Annotated in this window: 12 protein-coding genes and 1 pseudogene; 3 read left to right on the top strand and 10 right to left on the bottom strand. The window is 71.7% G+C overall.

The features are described 5' to 3' along the window. Nucleotides 1–20: 20 nt before the first annotated feature. Both ACZ7P3_RS31350 and ACZ7P3_RS31345 read right to left on the bottom strand, forming a co-directional pair. Entirely contained in the window at nucleotides 21–521 is a 501-nt protein-coding gene (locus tag ACZ7P3_RS31350; protein WP_472086773.1) for a ribonuclease FAU-1 family protein, read from the bottom strand. Beyond that, a complete protein-coding gene (locus ACZ7P3_RS31345) occupies nucleotides 502–1,431 on the bottom strand; it encodes a GNAT family N-acetyltransferase (RefSeq protein WP_472086771.1) in 930 nt (309 codons plus the stop codon). Before ACZ7P3_RS31345 ends, ACZ7P3_RS31350 begins: the two co-directional genes overlap by 20 nt. Before the next feature lie 71 nt (nucleotides 1,432–1,502). Here ACZ7P3_RS31345 and ACZ7P3_RS31340 point away from each other — a divergent pair, with 71 nt between their 5' ends. Beyond that, the gene (locus ACZ7P3_RS31340; RefSeq protein ID WP_472086770.1) at nucleotides 1,503–1,874 is read left to right on the top strand and encodes a GntR family transcriptional regulator; all 372 of its coding nucleotides are present in this window, start codon (nucleotides 1,503–1,505) and stop codon (nucleotides 1,872–1,874) included. A 103-nt stretch (nucleotides 1,875–1,977) separates the two neighbouring features. On the opposite strand, the gene ACZ7P3_RS31335 is transcribed toward ACZ7P3_RS31340, so the two are convergent. Both ACZ7P3_RS31335 and ACZ7P3_RS31330 read right to left on the bottom strand, forming a co-directional pair. Continuing rightward, a complete protein-coding gene (locus ACZ7P3_RS31335) occupies nucleotides 1,978–2,757 on the bottom strand; it encodes a DUF72 domain-containing protein (RefSeq protein WP_472086768.1) in 780 nt (259 codons plus the stop codon). Nucleotides 2,758–2,981: 224 nt separating this feature from the next. Beyond that, nucleotides 2,982–4,091: a DUF5925 domain-containing protein gene (locus ACZ7P3_RS31330; protein ID WP_472086766.1), complete on the bottom strand. Its 1,110-nt coding sequence runs from the start codon at nucleotides 4,089–4,091 to the stop codon at nucleotides 2,982–2,984. A 325-nt stretch (nucleotides 4,092–4,416) separates the two neighbouring features. Between ACZ7P3_RS31330 and ACZ7P3_RS31325 the strand changes: the two genes are divergently transcribed. Further along, complete coding sequence (locus tag ACZ7P3_RS31325; RefSeq protein WP_472086764.1) at nucleotides 4,417–5,841, top strand: GH39 family glycosyl hydrolase; 1,425 nt, start codon at nucleotides 4,417–4,419, stop codon at nucleotides 5,839–5,841. Between the two features lie 19 nt (nucleotides 5,842–5,860). Here ACZ7P3_RS31325 and ACZ7P3_RS31320 read toward each other — a convergent pair whose 3' ends face one another. The 5 genes and pseudogenes from ACZ7P3_RS31320 to ACZ7P3_RS31300 form a co-directional block, all read right to left on the bottom strand. Beyond that, the gene (locus ACZ7P3_RS31320) at nucleotides 5,861–9,694 is read right to left on the bottom strand and encodes a lipopolysaccharide biosynthesis protein (RefSeq protein ID WP_472086763.1); all 3,834 of its coding nucleotides are present in this window, start codon (nucleotides 9,692–9,694) and stop codon (nucleotides 5,861–5,863) included. Then, on the bottom strand, nucleotides 9,687–10,487 hold the full coding sequence (locus ACZ7P3_RS31315; RefSeq protein WP_472086761.1) for a polysaccharide deacetylase family protein: 801 nt from the start codon (nucleotides 10,485–10,487) through the stop codon (nucleotides 9,687–9,689). Before ACZ7P3_RS31315 ends, ACZ7P3_RS31320 begins: the two co-directional genes overlap by 8 nt. A 176-nt stretch (nucleotides 10,488–10,663) precedes the next feature. Continuing rightward, a pseudogene (locus ACZ7P3_RS31310) lies at nucleotides 10,664–11,668 on the bottom strand (glycosyltransferase family 2 protein); the annotation flags it as partial. Then, nucleotides 11,665–12,486 (bottom strand): glycosyltransferase family 2 protein, encoded by an 822-nt coding sequence (locus tag ACZ7P3_RS31305; protein WP_472086759.1) that lies wholly within the window; start codon nucleotides 12,484–12,486, stop codon nucleotides 11,665–11,667. The gene ACZ7P3_RS31305 and the pseudogene ACZ7P3_RS31310, both read right to left, overlap by 4 nt. A gap of 365 nt (nucleotides 12,487–12,851) precedes the next feature. Further along, nucleotides 12,852–13,379, bottom strand: coding sequence for a hypothetical protein (locus ACZ7P3_RS31300; RefSeq protein WP_472086757.1), 528 nt, complete (start codon nucleotides 13,377–13,379; stop codon nucleotides 12,852–12,854). 193 nt (nucleotides 13,380–13,572) lie between these two features. Here ACZ7P3_RS31300 and ACZ7P3_RS31295 point away from each other — a divergent pair, with 193 nt between their 5' ends. Next, nucleotides 13,573–14,382: an SGNH/GDSL hydrolase family protein gene (locus tag ACZ7P3_RS31295; protein ID WP_472086755.1), complete on the top strand. Its 810-nt coding sequence runs from the start codon at nucleotides 13,573–13,575 to the stop codon at nucleotides 14,380–14,382. Between the two features lie 18 nt (nucleotides 14,383–14,400). Here the strand turns inward: ACZ7P3_RS31295 and ACZ7P3_RS31290 are convergent, their stop codons facing one another. After that, nucleotides 14,401–16,020 carry a serine/threonine-protein kinase gene (locus ACZ7P3_RS31290; RefSeq protein ID WP_472086870.1) on the bottom strand — a complete coding sequence of 540 codons (1,620 nt, stop codon included), beginning with the start codon at nucleotides 16,018–16,020 and terminating at the stop codon, nucleotides 14,401–14,403. Nucleotides 16,021–16,042: the final 22 nt, after the last annotated feature.

The following is a 16,042-nucleotide window of genomic DNA, read 5'->3' as shown; positions in this document are numbered from 1 at the left end:
ACGACGTCGTCCGCGGGTTCTCAGGACAGCAGGTCCTCGAAGTCGCTCCGGCGGGCCAGCGCCTCCAGTTCGTCCAGGGCGGCCACGGCGGCGGAGGCGGCCCCGGGGTCCGTCCGGGCCAGCCCGCTCTCGGCGAACTCGTCCTCGTCCAGGCGCCGCACGTCGCCGCCGTCGGCGGAGCGCCACAGGTCCAGGTCGAGGTCCTCGACGACCAGCTCCGGACCGGACCGCACGGCCGGCCGGGTGATGTCGCAGTACCAGCCCTTGACCGTGCCGTCCGCGGCCCGGACCTCCTTCACCGCGTACCAGCGGTCCCGCCAGTAGTGCTCGGTGAACACGTCGCCCGCCTCGAAACGCACGAAGCCGAAGTCCCGGACGCCCTCGCCCGCCCACGGAGCGCGGACGCAGACGTGGACGCCGTCGTCGTACAGCAGCTCCGCCGGGTAACGGATCTTCGTACGGCCGCCCTTGACCAGGACGACCTCCACCGGTCCCGCGGATTCAGCCGAGTTCGCGGACATGGCGCACCTCCGTCGCGCAGATTTCGTACCCGAGCCATTTGTTGATCGCGATCATCGGCTCGTTGCCGGCGTCGTTGCCCGTGAAGGCCTCGGTGATACCGGCGGCGCGGGCCCGGTACAGCGAGTGGATCTTGGCGAGCTTGGCCAGGCCACGGCCGCGGTGGGCCCGGGCGGTGCCGGTCATCGCGGTGGTGTAGCGGGTGGTGCCGTCGGTGCAGGCCACGCTGAACGCGACCGGGCGGCCCTCCACCACCGCGGCCACGGTCAGCTCGCGGTCCATCAGCGGATGCTTCCAGGTCTGCTCCAGCCAGACGTCGTAGTCCGTGAACTCGACGGCGACGTCACCGGGTTCGTCCAGCACCGTCTCCGCGTCCAGCTCGAACAGCGGGCGCGGGTCGTCCGCGAAGTCGGCCGCCGTGCGCAGCTCGACGCCCCGCGGGACCTCCGGGAGCGGCGGGAGCGTGCCGTCCGCCAGATCGAGGCGGAGGAAGTGGGCGGCGCGGCCCCTGGCATAGCCGTGACGTTCGGCGAAGGCGCGGTTGGCCGGCTCGTCCAGGACCCACGTGTACAGCTTCCTGGCGCCGACCGCGGCGAGGTGCTCCTCGGCGGCCCGGACGAGAAGCCGGCCTGCCCCGCGCCCGGTCCGGTCCGGGCGTACATAGACGTTGACGTACCCCTGGCCAGGCTCCGGGCTGTCGTGGGCCAGGCAGACCTGGGCCGTGCCGATCACCTCGTCGTCCTCCACCGCGACGAGCGAGCGGAAGCGGGCGCCGGGAGGGCTGTTCGTGAGCAGGTGACGGACCGAGTCCGAGGTGAACAGGATGTATGGAAGGGCGAGCTTGCGGACCCGGGCAAAGCCCTCGGTGTCGGCGAGGACGCCGGGGCGCAGGTCGCGCACGATCACTGTCATGAGCAGGCACCGTACGGGGAGAGCTACCGCGGTGCCTCTCATTTTCCGCCGGGTACGGGACAATCGGCATCGTGAGCCTGAAGATCCATATCGATGACAGCGCGGCGCCGTACGAGCAGGTGCGGGCGCAGATTTCCGAGCAGGCGCTCTCCGGAGTGCTGCCGGTGGGGTACCGCCTGCCGACCGTGCGGGGGCTGGCCGAGTCGCTGGGGCTCGCGGTGAACACGGTGGCCAAGGCGTACCGGGCACTGGAGAGCGACGGGGTGATCGAGACGCGGGGGCGCAACGGAACGTTCGTGGCTGCCGCCGGCTCGGCCGCGGTGCGCGAGGCGTCGCTGGCCGCACAGGCGTACGTGGAACGGGTACGCAGGCTCGGGCTGGCGGAGCAGGAGGCGTTGGCCGCCGTGCGCGACGCCCTGCGGGCGGCCTACGGAACGGGCTGACGCGACGTCGGCACCCCAGGGATGCGACGCCGTGGCGCCGGGACACGGCGCTGTGGCGCCGGGATGCGGCGTCGTGGCCGCGCACCGCTGCGGCGGAAGTCGGCTAGCCGTGTGACGGGACCGGGAGGGTGTCCGGTGTGCGGGTCGTGGTCAGGCCCGCTCCCGTCGCCGTCCTTGCGAACAGCGCCGCGTCCTCCACAGCCGCCCCGCCGGGGTCGTTGTTGAAGTACGCATACACGTCACGCGCGTCCGGCCAGGTCGTCGCGATGCGGTCCACCCAGGTCTCCAGGGAACGGCGGCCGTAGCGGGGCCAGGGCCGGGCCCGGCCCTCGTGGAAGCGGACGTAGCCCCAGTCGGTGGTGCGCCACAGGGGGATCACCGGGTGGGCCCGGACGTCCGCCCAGCACAGGGCCGCGCCCCGGGACTCCAGCACCCTGCGCACCTCCGGCGTCCACCAGGAGTCGTGGCGCGGCTCGACCGCGACCCTCGTACGGGGCGGGAAGCAGGCCAGGCAGGCGTCCAGCAGGGGCGGATCGGCGTGCAGCGTCGGCGGAAGCTGGAGGAGGACCGGGCCCAGCCGGCCGCCCAGGCCCGCCGCGTGGCTCATCAGGCGGTCGACCGGTTCGCCGGGGTCCTTCAGGCGCTTGATGTGGGTCAGGTAGCGGCTGGCCTTGACGGCGACCACGAAGTCCGAGGGGACCCGGTCCCGCCAGGCCTCGAAGGTGTCCCGGGAGGGGAGACGGTAGAACGCGTTGTTGATCTCCACCGTCGCGAAGAGCCGCGTGTACTCCTCCAGCCACAGCCGCACCGGAACCCCCGCCGGGTACACGGCGTCCCGCCAGTCCTTGTACTGCCACCCCGACGTGCCGACGAACAGGGTCATACGTCCATCAAAGCACCCGCAGGCGGCTTCTACCGGCCCGCGTCCGGTGCTATAGGGGTGCTTCTACCGGCCCGCGTCCGGTGCTGCAGGGGTGCTACTACGGGCCCGCGTCCGGTGCTGCAGGGGTGCTACGGGCCCGCGTCCGCCTCCAGCAGCGCGGGCCCCGCCGCCTCTACCGGGACAGGCCCGCGTCCGCTTCTGCCGGCACGGGCCCGCGTCCGCTTCTACAGGTACAGGCCCGCGTCCGCCCCGTCCCGGGCTCCCGGCACGGATGTCGGCGCCGTGCCCCGGCGCAGTGCGTACAGCTCGGCCAGTGTCGCGCCCTCCCGGCCGAGGGCGTCCTCCCGGCCGGCGGCCTCCTCGCCGAGCCAGTTCATCGCCTCCCGGCGGGTCAGCGGGCCCACCTCGATGCGGGCCAGGCAGCGGCCGGGGCGGACCACCGCGGGGTGCAGGCGCTCCAGGTCCTCGTTGGTGGTGACGCCCACCAGGACGTTGCGGCCCTGGCCGAGCAGGCCGTCGGTGAGGTTGAGCAGCCGGGACAGGGCCTGGCCCGCGGTGTGCTTGGCCTCGCCGCGGATCAGCTCGTCGCAGTCCTCCAGGAGCAGCAGGCGCCAGCGGCCCTTGCCCGCGCCGTCCTCCTCGCCGATCGCGATGTCCATCAGATAGCCGACGTCGGAGAAGAGCCGTTCGGGGTCGAGTACGCAGTCCACCTGGCACCAGTCCCGCCAGGAACGGGCCAGCGTGCGCAGGGCCGAGGTCTTGCCGGTGCCCGGCGGCCCGTGCAGCAGCAGGAGGCGGCCCGCGATGTCCTGCGGCGTCGTCTTCATCAGGTGGTCCATCGCCTCCGCCACGGGCGCGGTGTAGTTGGGCCGTACCTCGTCCCAGGTGCCCGCGGCGATCTGCCGGGTGGTGCGGTGCGGGCCGCGCCTCGGGGAGACGTACCAGAAGCCCATGGTCACGTTCTCCGGCTGTGGCTCCGGCTCGTCCGCCGCGCCGTCCGTGGCCAGGTGGAGGACGTCCTTGGCCAGCTCGGCGGTGGTCGCGGTCACGGTGACGTCCGCGCCGCGGTTCCAGCGCGAGACCAGCAGGGTCCAGCCGTCGCCCTCCGCCAGGGTCGCGCTGCGGTCGTCGTCGCGGGCGACCCGCAGCACCCGGGCGCCGTCCGGCAGCAGCGTCGCGCCCGAACGCACCCGGTCGATGTTCGCCGCGTGCGAGTACGGCTGCTCGCCCGTCGCGAAGCGGCCGAGGAACAGCGCGTCGACGACGTCGGACGGCGAGTCGGAGTCGTCGACGTGGAGCCGGATCGGCAGTGCGTCGTGTGGGTTCGCAGACATGCCGCCATGATCCGGCACCTGTGCGTTGTGCGCACGGCATTTCCGGCGTTGTCCGCTCCGCCGGAAGAGCGGTTCGCGGGCTGCGGGTGCGTCCGTGGCCGCTCGCGCAGTTCCCCGCGCCCCTTCGGGCGCGGTGCGTGCAGGGCGTTGCGAAGTCCTGCCCTCCGTCGGGGGCCTCTGCCGGTGCCCGGGATTCCCCGTGCCCCTTCGGGTGCTGGGTGTGCCCGGCGTTGCAAGTCCTGTCGCCCACCGGTCCGCTGTACATGTGCCGGGTGTTTGCCAAGAGCCGCTCCCGGTGGAGGTTCCGCCGATACTGTTGTCCTTGATGGGACGTCATGGGTGGTATACGGGGGCTGGGCGGTGGCGGCTCACCGCCCTGCTCGGTGTGGGAGTGGCCGCTCTGGCCCTGGTCGTGACCCTGTTCAACACGCTGCCGGGGGGCGGTGGAAGCACCGTCGGCACCTCGCCCGACGGCGACAAGGTGCACGGCACGCCCGCCACCCCGCCGGCCCGGCCGGAGCCGTCCGTGGGCTGGGGCTTCACGCACACCCAGTACAGCGCCGACGAGGGCAGCGACACGGCCACCGGGCGGGTCGGGGCGACGCTGTCGAAGGACGGAGGGCTGCCCCAGGACCAGGCGATCATGGGCTGGGGGGCGGACAACCCCGAGCCGGTGAAGGGGCATTACGACTTCGGCGCGATGGACCGCCGCATCGACTTCATCCGCAGGTCCGGGGGCACCCCCGTCGTCACGCTGTGCTGCTCGCCGGACTGGATGAAGGGCGGCAGGGCCGGTGTCGACAACACCGACTGGAGCCGGCCCGCCCTGGAGACCGCGCCCACCCGGGGCCACTACCAGGACTTCGCCGATCTGGCCGCGACCGTCGCCCGGCGCTATCCCGACGTACGCCACTTCATCGTCTGGAACGAGTTCAAGGGCTTCTGGAACGACGCCAAGGGCCGCTGGGACTACGAGGGCTACACGGAGATGTACAACCTCGTCTACAAGGCGTTGAAGAAGGTCGACAGGACCATCATGGTCGGCGGCCCGTACCTCGCCATGGACAGTGTCGACCCGCGGCAGCAGGAGAACGCCTCGACCACTCTCCGGGGCCCCTGGGGCGCCATGGACCAGCGGGTCCTCGACGCCTTCGGCTACTGGAACGCCCACAAGGCGGGCGCCGACTTCGTGGTCGTCGACGGATCCAGCTACACCAACGACGACGACCTCCTGCCCGACGAGTTCGCCGCCACCGACAAGCTCACCGCGGTGGGCGAGTGGGTACGTCAGCAGACCCATGACCTTCCCCTGTGGTGGGCCGAGTACTACGTCGAGCCCGCCGACGGAAAGGACGCCCGCAAGGGCTGGTCGGAGGCCCACCGGCTGGCCGTGCACGCCACCGGGCTGATCGCCATGGTCAAGGGCGGCGCCGACTCGGGCTTCTACTGGAACCCGGAGCAGAAGACGGGGACCGACTGTCCCGGCTGCCTGTGGACGCCGACCGACGGCGCCGACGGCGGGAAGGCGCTGCCCATGTACGGCCTGGTGTCCCGCTTCGGCAAGGCGTTCCCGCCGGGCACCCGGTACGAGCCGGTGTCCGTCGCCCGGGACGACGTGCCCAACGTGCGGGTGCTGGCGAGCGGCACGACCGTCCTCGTCGTCAACACCCTCGACCGGACGATCAGCGCCGAGGTCGACGGGAAGCGGTTCGACATGCGGGCCTACGAGGTGAGGTGGCTCGACCGCTGAGCCACCCCCCCCGCACTCGTCACTTCATGGTCAGGAACCGCTGCGCCAGCGAGGCCAGCAGCACCGCCAGCAGGGGCAGCGAGAACCAGAAGCTGCCCTGCAGCCAGCGCAGTTGCCGTACACCCGGCCGCACCGCGACCCGGACCACCTCGCGCGCGGTCAGCAGCAGGATCAGCGCGACAGCGGCCAGCGCGCCGATCACCGACCACGTCGTCCACGTCACCTGCGGCCCGATCGGACCCGGGTCCGGCTTCGGCACCGGGCCCGCCGGCTGCTTGCGCAGCGCGTACACCGTGACGTCGTCGTTGACCAGGACCTTCGTCAGCTCCTGCCGGTTGTCCAGGTTGTGGACCAGCCGGGACTCCCAGGTGGCCGAGTAGCCCGCGTCCAGCTGCAGGTACGTGACCTGACTCTCGTTGATCATCAGATACGAGTTCGGGCCCGCGTCCTTGAGCGACTTGACCAGGCCCGACACCAGCACCGGGTCGACCGGTGCCGCCGTCGGCACGTAGTTCACCCGTTCCATGTCCCGCGCGCCCCACGGCATCGCCGGGGTCACGTCGTTGACCGTGTCCTGGGTCAGCCACAGCAGCCGTACCGTCGGCTTGTCGTGGGCGTACACCCAGTCCATGGCCGCCACCTCGCCCGGCCGGGTCCGCTCGAACGGCTCGTTGCCCCAGCGGGCCACCAGGAAGCCGCCCATCAGAAGCAGCCCGGCCAGCAGCGCGGCCAGCGGAGCGAGGCTCACCCGGTCCTTCTCGCGCTCCGGCGCGGTGACGCCGGCCCGCGGGAAGAGGGCCAGGGCACCGAGCAGGGCCGCGCCCGGTACGGCGAACATGAAGACGCGCAGCGCCATCTCACCGCCGTAGGACTGCATGCCGAAGCCCAGGAACGGGACGAAGGTGAGGACCAGCAGCGACCGCTCGCGGTACCGGTGGAAGCGCCGCCGCCACCAGCCCCAGCAGGCGAAGGCCAGCACCGAGCCGGCCAGCAGCACCCGGGTGTACAGGACCAGCTTGTGCGTCGAGTTCCCGCCCTGGATACGGCCGGAGACGGAGGTCGAGACATTGCTGCCGACCCCGCCGACCCCGCCGAAGAGGTCGTTGAAGTGACCGGACCAGTACGGCTCGGCCATGAAGCCGACCCAGGCCGCGACCAGCACCGCGAACAGGATGGGCAGGCCGCGCAGTTCGGACCGGCCCAGCAGCACCAGGACCGCGAGCACACCGAGCATCACGAACGGGGTGAGCTGGTGGGCCGGCACGCTCGCCGCGTACAGGCCGATCACCACCAGCAGCAGGACCGCCCGCTGGCGTCGGTCGGTGGGCTCCACCTCGGCCTCGCCCGGCCGGTACTTCGTCCAGATCACCTGGGGAGCACGGAACCAGACCAGCAGGATCGCCACGAAGACGAGGTACAGGAGGTAGGTGAACCCCTGCGGGGAGAAGTAGTCCTGGCCGACCCAGCCGCACAGGACGAAGAGCCACACGCCGGTCCACTTGGCCCGCCAGCTCGCCCGCAGCGAACGGGTCAGCAGGAACATCGGAGCCAGATAGGCGAGCTGGACGGCCGTCGGCCACCAGCGGATGATCTCCGTGAAGTCGTCGATCCCGCACGCCCGGGCGACGAACGCGGCCGCCGCGAAGAAGCCCGGCCAGCTCCAGCGGGCGTCCAGGCCCGGTACGGCGGACCCGGTGCGGTCGATGTAGTCGATGAAGCCGAGGTGCTGCCAGGCCGTCGGGAACCTCGGCTCGGTCTCCAGCACCGCGGGCAGCGCATGCAGGGACACCACGGTCGCCAGCAGGGTGACCAGCAGCAGCGTCCGGTGCTCACGGCGCAGCCAGAGCAGCGAGGCGAACACCGTGACCAGCAGGGCGGCCCCCACCAGCGTCGGCAGCGGCAGCACGGAGACCAGCCCGAGCCCGCCCATCCGGTCCAGATCGGCCTCGCCGAGCCGCAGCGCGGGCACCCAGTACAGCAGGAGCGCGGCGACCAGCAGACAGCCGAGCACGACACCGGAGCGGGTGGGCAGCAGCCGGGCCGGCGGTTCGGGCGGCGGCGCCTCCTCGGCCACGACGTCGTCCGGCACGGCGCTCTGTGCCGGCGCCTCCCCGAACTCCCCGAGTTTCCCCAGCTCCTCGAACTCCTCGAACTCCTCGAACTCCTCGAACGGCGCGTCGACCGCCGCCTCCCTCAGCAGCGCCGCCTCGGCCGGGCCCAGGGACACCTCGGCGCCCGGTTCCGGACCCTCGGCCGGCAGGCGCACGGGTGTGCCGGTGGGCGGGGTGCCGGGTCCCGGGCGGACGTCCGGCCGGCGCTCGACGTGGTCGAAGTCGACGTGGATACCGAGGGCGACGGTGTCGTGGTCCAGCGCCCAGGCCGGGCCGGTCCGGTGTGCGGGGGCGGCGGCCTGGGCGGCGGGGGTCCCCCCGCTCGGGTGGAGCCGGGAGTGGGGGAGCGCCTCCAGGTCGGAGAGGTCCCCGTCCGGTGCCGCCGCATCCGCCACGGCCGGCGGTGCGGCCCGGAGCGTCCGCCACAGCTTCGGCGCGGCGATCGCCACGATCACCGCGAGGCTGGAGATCTCCGCCACGCCCGCTCCGGTCAGGCCCATCCGGGGCAGGAGCAGCAGCGTCAGCCCGAGCACCAGCGCGCACAGCAGGCCCTGCATCCAGGCGAGCCCGCCGGTGCGGCTCTGCGCGCGCAGCACCGCGAAGTACGTCTCCATCACGACCCGCAGCAGCGCGCCGACCGCGAACCAGCGCAGCAGCGGGGTCGCCGCCTGGGCGTAGCCGTCGCCGAAGACGCCCAGGATCCAGGGTGCGCCGACGAACAGCACGCCCGCGATCGGCAGCATGATCCGGGCCATCCGCTTCAGCGCTGCCCGGGTGTTGGCGGCCAGCCGCCCGGGGTCGTGGGAGCCCTCCACCGTCAGGGACGCGCCCATGTTGATGGCGAGCAGGTTGGTCGTACCGCCGATGGTGGTGGTGATGTAGAAGTACGCGTTGTCCTCGGAGCTGACCTGCGAGGCGATGATCACCGGGACGAGGTAGACCACGGCGAGGGAGAAGAGCGAGCCGGTGTAGTCCCCGGCGAGGAAGCGCCCGATCTCCTTCAGCGTCGGCGGCTTGGTGTGGTCCGCGGTGGCCTTGACGTGCCGGGGCACCAGCCGCCGGAACACCAGCCAGCCCAGCGGCACCACCGAGGTGGCGATCGCGGCGACCCAGGACACGAAGACGCCGGTGGCGGGGATCGCCACGGCGAACGCGACGAGCAGCCCCAGCTTCACCGCCGAGAACACGGTGTTGCCCACCGGCACCCAGGGCGCGCTGCGCAGCCCGGTCAGCACCCCGTCCTGGAGCGTGAGCAGGTTCCAGGCGACGACGGCCGCGATGAACCCGAGGCCGTTGAGGGGCCCGTGCAGGAAGCGGTACGACGGCCCCCACACGCCCAGGGTCATCAGGAACACGCCCGCCGCGAGCGCCACGATCAGCGAACTGCCCGCGTAGGTACGGAAGATGAGCCGTCCGGTGCGCTGCCCGGACACCGGGATGAAGCGTGCCAGGGCGCCGGTCAGGGTCACCGCGGTCAGGCCGGCGAGCAGCTTCATCGCGGCGATGGCGGCCGAGCCCTGCCCGACCGCCGACTCGGAGTAGTAGCGTGCCGCGGCCAGCCAGAAGCCGAGCCCGAGGACGGCGGAGATACCGGTGTTGAGCATCAGGGCGTAGGCGTTGCGGAACAGCGGGCTGCCGCTGGAGGACCGGCCGGTCCCGGGCAGCCGGAGACGGCGCCCGGACGGTGCGGGCGCCTCGGGCCCGGACGTCGCGGCCTCGGTTGTGGTGGTCGTGTCAGACACGGGAACGGATGGCCTTCCGGCGGACCTGGCGTGCTCTGCGGACGAGGGCGTACCCCTTGGTGAGGGCGCGGTCCCTGGCGAAGTTACGGGCGATGGCACGGCCTTCGAGCAGCCGCTCGAACTCCTCGACGCCCGTGCTGCGGCGGACGGTGACGCGCTGCAGGGCGTACGGCCCCTGCCCACGGCGGGCGAGGCCGTTGCCGACGGCGAGCGCCTGGGCGTACCCGGCCTCCCGCACGGCCCGGCGGACCCGGCGGCTGGAGTAGCCGTACGGATAGGCGAACGACACCGGGCGGGAGCCGAGTTCGCCGGTGACGATCTCCGTGCTGCGGACCAGCTCCGAGCGCAGGGCGGCGTCGTCGAGCTGGTCGAGCTGCGGGTGGCTGTGGCTGTGCCCGCCGATCTCGACGCCGGCGTCCGCGAGGTCGCGCACCTGCCGCCAGTCGAGCATGACGTCCAGTCCGCCTCCGGTGTCGTGGGCGCCCCTGATCCAGCCGGTGGAGACGAACAGCGTGGCCGGGAAGCCGTGTTCGGCCAGCACGGGCAGGGCGTGCCGGTGGACGCCCTCGTAGCCGTCGTCGAAGGTGATCAGCACCGGCCGTTCCGGCAGCGGACGGCCGTGCCGCCAGCGTGCCGCGAGGTCGGCGGTCGTCACCGGGGTCAGGCCCAGGTCGCCGACGAGTGCCATCTGCTCGGCGAACGCCTCCGGGGCGACCGACAGGGCCCGAGTGGCGTCGCCCGGCGCGGTCGCCACCGCGTGGTACATGAGGATCGGTACGGCAGTGCCGCTCATGGACGTTCCCCCTCGATCCCCGCGCCCGTGTCGCTCAGGGTGTCTCCGGCGGTCCGTGGATCCGTGTCGCTCAGGGTGTCTCCGGCGGTCCGTGGGTCCGTGTCGCTCAGGGTGTCTCCGGCGGTCCGTGGATCCGTGTCGCTCGGAGCGTTTCCCCGGGGCCCTGTGCCCGTGTCGCCGTGGGCCTCCCCCTCGATGCGTGCCACGGAGAACGTCGCTCCGCCCCGCCGTGCCCGCATGGTGCCCACCACATAGCCGCCCGCCGCCGTGAGCACCCCCGCGACGATCGCGCCCGCGCGCCCCGCACCGCCCGGACGGGCGAGCAGGGCGTCCCGCAGACCGCGGGCGACCCCTGCGGGCAGGACCCGGGTGGTGTAACGGCGTTCGGACTCCAGCCCCTTGTCCGCGCCGACGCTGCGGGCCACCAGCGCCTTCGACAGGCCTTCCGCGTAGGCACGGGTGCGGAAGTACGCGAAGTGCTCGCGGACCTCGGGCACCCGGTGGTGGATCACCGCGCGGTCGTCGATGAGGAGCACGGCGTCGGGGCGGGCCCGGGTGAGCCGGATGCACAGCTCGGTCTCCTCGCAGCCCAGCGGGCGCCGGTCGCCGTCGCGGCCGATGCCGGTGGCGAAACCGCCCGCCGCCGTGAACGCCGTACGCCGGAAGGAGGCGTTTCCGCCCAGTACGTTGCGGACCCGGACCCGGCCCGGCGGCAGCCCCCGGTAGGTGCAGCCCACCACCCAGTCGAACTCCGCCGGGAACCAGACGGGGCGGCGGCCCGACGCCCAGACCGGGACCGTACGTCCGCCGACCGCCATCACGCGCGGGTCGGCGTACCCCTCGGCGAAGCGGCGCAGCCAGTCCCGCTCGGCGACCGCGTCGTCGTCCAGGAAGGCGATCACCTCGCCGTGGGAGGCGGCGATACCGGTGTTGCGGCCGGCCGACAGCCCGCGCGGGCCGGCGTTGGCGAGCACTCGGACCGTGCCGGCCGCGGTGCCCTTCGCGTACTCCTTGTACTCGCGGGCCAGCCGGTCCAGCAGGACCTGGTTGTGGTCCACGACCAGGAGCGTCTCCAGCGCCGGATACGACTGCGCGCGCACCGAGGAGACCGCCGCGAGGATGTCCTCCCAGCGGTCCTCGGTGTACACGCAGATCACGACGGAGATGCCGGGATCTGTCAAGACACCTCTCCCTGCCCGGTGTTCAGCAGCCGCGCGTGGCGGACCCGGCGGCGCAGGGCACGCCGGTTGGAGCGCTCCTTGAGGATGACCTTCAGCACCCGCAGCCCGTCCCGCACGGCCCGCAGATTGCTCGTGCCGTGGATGCGGAGGTACTCGTGGCTGGGGATCTCCTGCACCTTCAGTCCCGCCTTGACCACTCTGATGTTCATCAGGGTCTCGACCTCGAAGCCGGTGCAGTCCAGGTCGATCTTGTCGAGGCAGTGCCGCCAGAACGCGTTGTAGCCGTAGCAGAGATCGGTGTAGCGGGCGCCGAACTTGCGGTTGACGATGGTGCACAGCGCCCAGTTGCCGAGCTTGCGGATGAAGGTCATGTCGTCCGTGCCGCCGCCGTTGGCGAAACGCGAGCCCTTGGCGAAGTCGGCACCCGAGACGAGGGCGGACACGTACGACACGATCTCGTTGCCGTCGGCCGAGCCGTCCGCGTCGACCATCACGATGATGTCGCCGCTGCACGCCTCGAACCCGGTGATCAGGGCATCCCCCTTGCCCTTTCCCTGCTGTTCCACGACTTTCACCGCGGGCCACAGCGAGCGTGCCACCTCGACCGTGTCGTCGGTGGAATTGCCGTCCACAAGAACCACTTCCTGTATCCAGTCCGGAAGGGTCTTGAAGACGTAGGGCAGATTCTCCGCCTCATTCATGGCGGGAATCACCACGCTCACCGGCGGAGTGATCGCCAGGTGAGTGGAGATGGGCCGGTATTGGGCGGCGATTAACGGATCTTGGCCCGAACTCGGCGTATGCAGAACAGAACTCATGTGTGGTGTCCCTCTCGTCCGGTGGACCGCCCGCCCCTGGGCGGCCCGGCTCTGTGTCCGGTTCGAAAGGGGGGTTCTCGTCTTCGGCACGGCGAAGTGATCTCCGTGCCTGCAGATGAGCTGGCAAAGATGGCCGGGCTGCCGGAAAAAGACGGCAGCCGGTCGCGCGGCACGACTCGGAAACAAGTGCGGTCACCGAGCACGGCACCCCCCTACCGCGCCCCGCGCCGATACGTCACGGCCCTGAGCCCTCCCCTGAACCGTGTGCTGACGGACCGATGCGGGTGAGATGTACGACGGTATTGACGATTGAAGCAGTATGGCAAGACCTGAACCTGCGTCTCACGTTTTTGTTGGTTTGGCCGTTACACAACTTTGGCCTTGGTTGTTCCGTCTTGTGTTCGTTTCCCCGAACGGGATTTCCCCCGGGCGAGGACGAGCAGGAACAGCAGCAGGCTGAGCGAAGCCACGGCGACGACACCACCGCGCACCGACCAGCGGTGCACGGCCAGCATGCCCTGCGCAACCAGCATGTTCAGTACGACCGCGCCCGCAAGCGCGCTGAGCACCCGGCCGAAGGGATTGAGCCCGCGCAGTGCTGCTCCGATCGCCACGGCCGGCGCCGTGAGCAGGAAGAACAGCGCGCAGGGTGCGCGCAGCGGTGAGTCGGCGTCCGTGAGCGCGAGCACCGCGCCCACCGCGCCGACGGCCGTGGCGGCCCCGGCGAGCAGCGGAGACAGGTCCCTCCCCGGACCCGGCCGTGCCTGCTCGGCGTCGTCCTCGCCGCCGTCTGCTGAAGGTGTCTTGATGCGTAAGGTCTGCATTGGCGACTTTGCCCCCCGACGCGCCGGATGCCGGGCTTCAATGTGGCGCAGGCTCACCTGGGCCGTCAAGACAGCGGTCCCTTACTGGACATGTGTTCCCAGGGGCGGTCGTGGCCGCAGGGGGAAGGGGTGTTCGACGGGAGCCCGGGCCGCTCCCGTCGGGGCGTCGTTCAAAGCTCAAAAGTTTTGGCATGGACACTTCCGTTCAACACGCGTAGTTGCTACGACAGTTGTGGCAGAGATCCTGCTAAAGGGAGGTTCCATGAGACGTTCCCGATTTACGGCATACGTGACCTCGCTCCTCCTCGCCGCCGGCCTCGCCCTCACCGGGGCCGCCACGGCGCACGCCGCCTCGACAGCCGCGACCGGCGGCTATGTGGCGCTCGGCGACTCCTACGCCTCCGGAGTCGGCGCAGGCAGTTACATCAGCTCGAGCGGAAGCTGTGACCGCAGCACCAAGGCGTACCCGTACCTGTGGAACGCCGCCCACAGCCCGTCCTCGTTCGCCTTCAACGCCTGCTCGGGCGCCACGACGGACGACGTACTCGCCAATCAGCTCGGCTCGCTCAGCTCCTCCACCGCCCTGGTCTCCGTCACCATCGGCGGCAACGACGCCGGTTTCACCGACGTCATGACGACCTGTGTCCTCTCGTCCGACAGCACCTGTCTGTCCAAGATCAACAGTGCCGAGGCGTACGTCGACTCGACGCTGCCCGGCAAGCTCGACGCCGTCTACAACGCGATCAGCGCCAAAGCCCCCTCCGCCCGGGTGGTCGTCCTCGGCTACCCCCGCTTCTACCTGCTCGGCCAGACCTGCCTCGGCCTCTCCGACACCAAGCGGTCCGCGATCAACGGCGCCGCCGACCACATCGACGCCGCCATCCAGAAGCGTGCCCTGGACCACAACTTCGTCTTCGGCGACATCCGCACCCCGTTCTCCAGTCACGAGATCTGCTCCAGTGACTCCTGGCTGCACAGCGTCAACTGGCTCGACATCGGCGAGTCGTACCACCCCACCGCGGCCGGCCAGTCCGGCGGCTATCTGCCCGTGTTCACGGCCAACGCGTCCTGAGCCCTGCGGGCCGGCCCGTCAGGGCGAGTCCGAGGGTGAGGCGGAGACCCCGTCGGACGGGGTCTCCGTCGCCGTCGTCGAGCAGGTCACCGAGAACGGCACGGTGTCCGACGTGGTCCGCACCGGACCGCGCACCTCCACGCCGATCCCGTTCTCGATCGTCCGGTCCTCGGAGTAGGCCGTCACGACCACTTGCACCTGCCGGGTCCTGCCGCCGCCCGCCGGGAACGCCAGCGTCTTCCATCCCGGGTCGGAGACCGACCCGTGCGTGAGCACCCACCGGTACTCCACCTGCGCGGGCAGCCGCCCCACCGTGAACGTCGCCGTGAACGTGGGCGCCTGCCCGCTCGGCGGCGGACAGGTCCCGTCGTACCCGGTGTGCGAGCCCGTCAGGGTCACCTGCACGGACTGGGCGGGCCGGCTGCCCGTCGTCGTGCTGCCGCTCTGCGCGGGCGGCTGCGCCCCGCTGCCGGAGTCCGTACCGGTGCTCGGAGCCGGCGAGTGCGCACTGCTGCTCGCCCCGCCGGAGCGCGCGCCGTCGTTCCCCTTGTCACCGCCGTGGTCATGGTCGAGCAGCGCGTACGTCAGTCCCGCCACCGCCAGCACGACCGCGAGCACACCGGCCACCAGCACCAGGCCGGTCCGTCGCCCGCGGTCCGGCGCGACGGCCGTGGTCCCCGGCTCCGGATACCCGCCGGGCACCGGCATCGGCGGTGTGGGCGACGTCCGTTGCGGCCGGGTCGCGGCCGTCGGTGCGTACGGCGGGACCGGCGTCGGCACCGTGCGGGAAGTCCCGCCCGCCGCGACGATCCGCAGCTCCTGCTCCGCCCGCTCGGCGGGCAGCCGGTCGGCAGGGTCCTTGCGCAGCAGCCCCTCGATGACGGGAGCGAGCGGTCCGGCCCGGCGCGGCGGCGGCAGTTCCTCGTCCACCACGGCGCGCAGGGTGCTCAGCGGAGTGTCGTACCGGAACGGGGAGTTGCCCTCGACGGCCGCGTACAGCAGCACGCCCAGCGACCACAGGTCCGACTCCGGGCCCGGCGTACGCCCGAGCGCCCGCTCCGGAGCGAGGAACTCGGGCGAGCCGATCACCTCGCCCGTCATGGTCAGCGCCGAGCTGCCCTCGACCGTCGCGATGCCGAAGTCGGTGAGGACCACGCGGCCGTCGTTGGCCAGCAGCACATTGGCCGGCTTCACGTCCCGGTGCAGCACCCCGACGGCGTGCGCGGCGCGCAGCGCGGCCAGTACCTCGGCACCGATGTGCGCGGCCCGCTGCGGCGACAGCGGGCCCTCGGCCTCCAGCTGGTCGGCCAGGGACAGGCCGCGGACCAGCTCCATCACGATCCATGGCCGGCCGCCCTCGATCGCCACGTCGTACACCGTGACCACGTTGCGGTTCGCGACCCGGGCCGCCGCCCACGCCTCGCGCTCCAGGCGCGCGTACATCCGCTCGATGTCGGAAACGGGCAGCCCGGCCGGGGCCCGCACCTCCTTGACGGCCACCTCACGGTGCAGCACCTCGTCGCGGGCGCGCCACACCGTGCCCATGCCGCCCTCGCCCAGCGGGGACAGCAGACGGTAGCGGCCCGCGATCACGCGGTCACGGCCCGGTTCTTCGGACACGGGTGCCCCCCACGGCATCTGACGTGATTTCTCCATAAAA

The sequence above is a fragment of the Streptomyces sp. NPDC107581 genome (genome assembly GCF_055657175.1).
Note: the sequence above shows the minus strand (reverse complement) of the source record. Positions and strands in the feature narration are given on the sequence as shown.

Bases quoted from the DNA above. Each gene is read 5' to 3' on its own strand.
- ACZ7P3_RS31315 (WP_472086761.1), bottom strand. From the start codon at position 10,487: ATGAGCGGCACTGCCGTACCGATCCTCATGTACCACGCGGTGGCGACC.
- ACZ7P3_RS31325 (WP_472086764.1), top strand. From the start codon at position 4,417: ATGGGACGTCATGGGTGGTATACGGGGGCTGGGCGGTGGCGGCTCACC.
- ACZ7P3_RS31295 (WP_472086755.1), top strand. From the start codon at position 13,573: ATGAGACGTTCCCGATTTACGGCATACGTGACCTCGCTCCTCCTCGCC.
- ACZ7P3_RS31335 (WP_472086768.1), bottom strand. From the start codon at position 2,757: ATGACCCTGTTCGTCGGCACGTCGGGGTGGCAGTACAAGGACTGGCGG.
- ACZ7P3_RS31350 (WP_472086773.1), bottom strand. From the start codon at position 521: ATGTCCGCGAACTCGGCTGAATCCGCGGGACCGGTGGAGGTCGTCCTG.
- ACZ7P3_RS31330 (WP_472086766.1), bottom strand. From the start codon at position 4,091: ATGTCTGCGAACCCACACGACGCACTGCCGATCCGGCTCCACGTCGAC.
- ACZ7P3_RS31345 (WP_472086771.1), bottom strand. From the start codon at position 1,431: ATGACAGTGATCGTGCGCGACCTGCGCCCCGGCGTCCTCGCCGACACC.
- ACZ7P3_RS31305 (WP_472086759.1), bottom strand. From the start codon at position 12,486: ATGAGTTCTGTTCTGCATACGCCGAGTTCGGGCCAAGATCCGTTAATC.
- ACZ7P3_RS31290 (WP_472086870.1), bottom strand. From the start codon at position 16,020: ATGCCGTGGGGGGCACCCGTGTCCGAAGAACCGGGCCGTGACCGCGTG.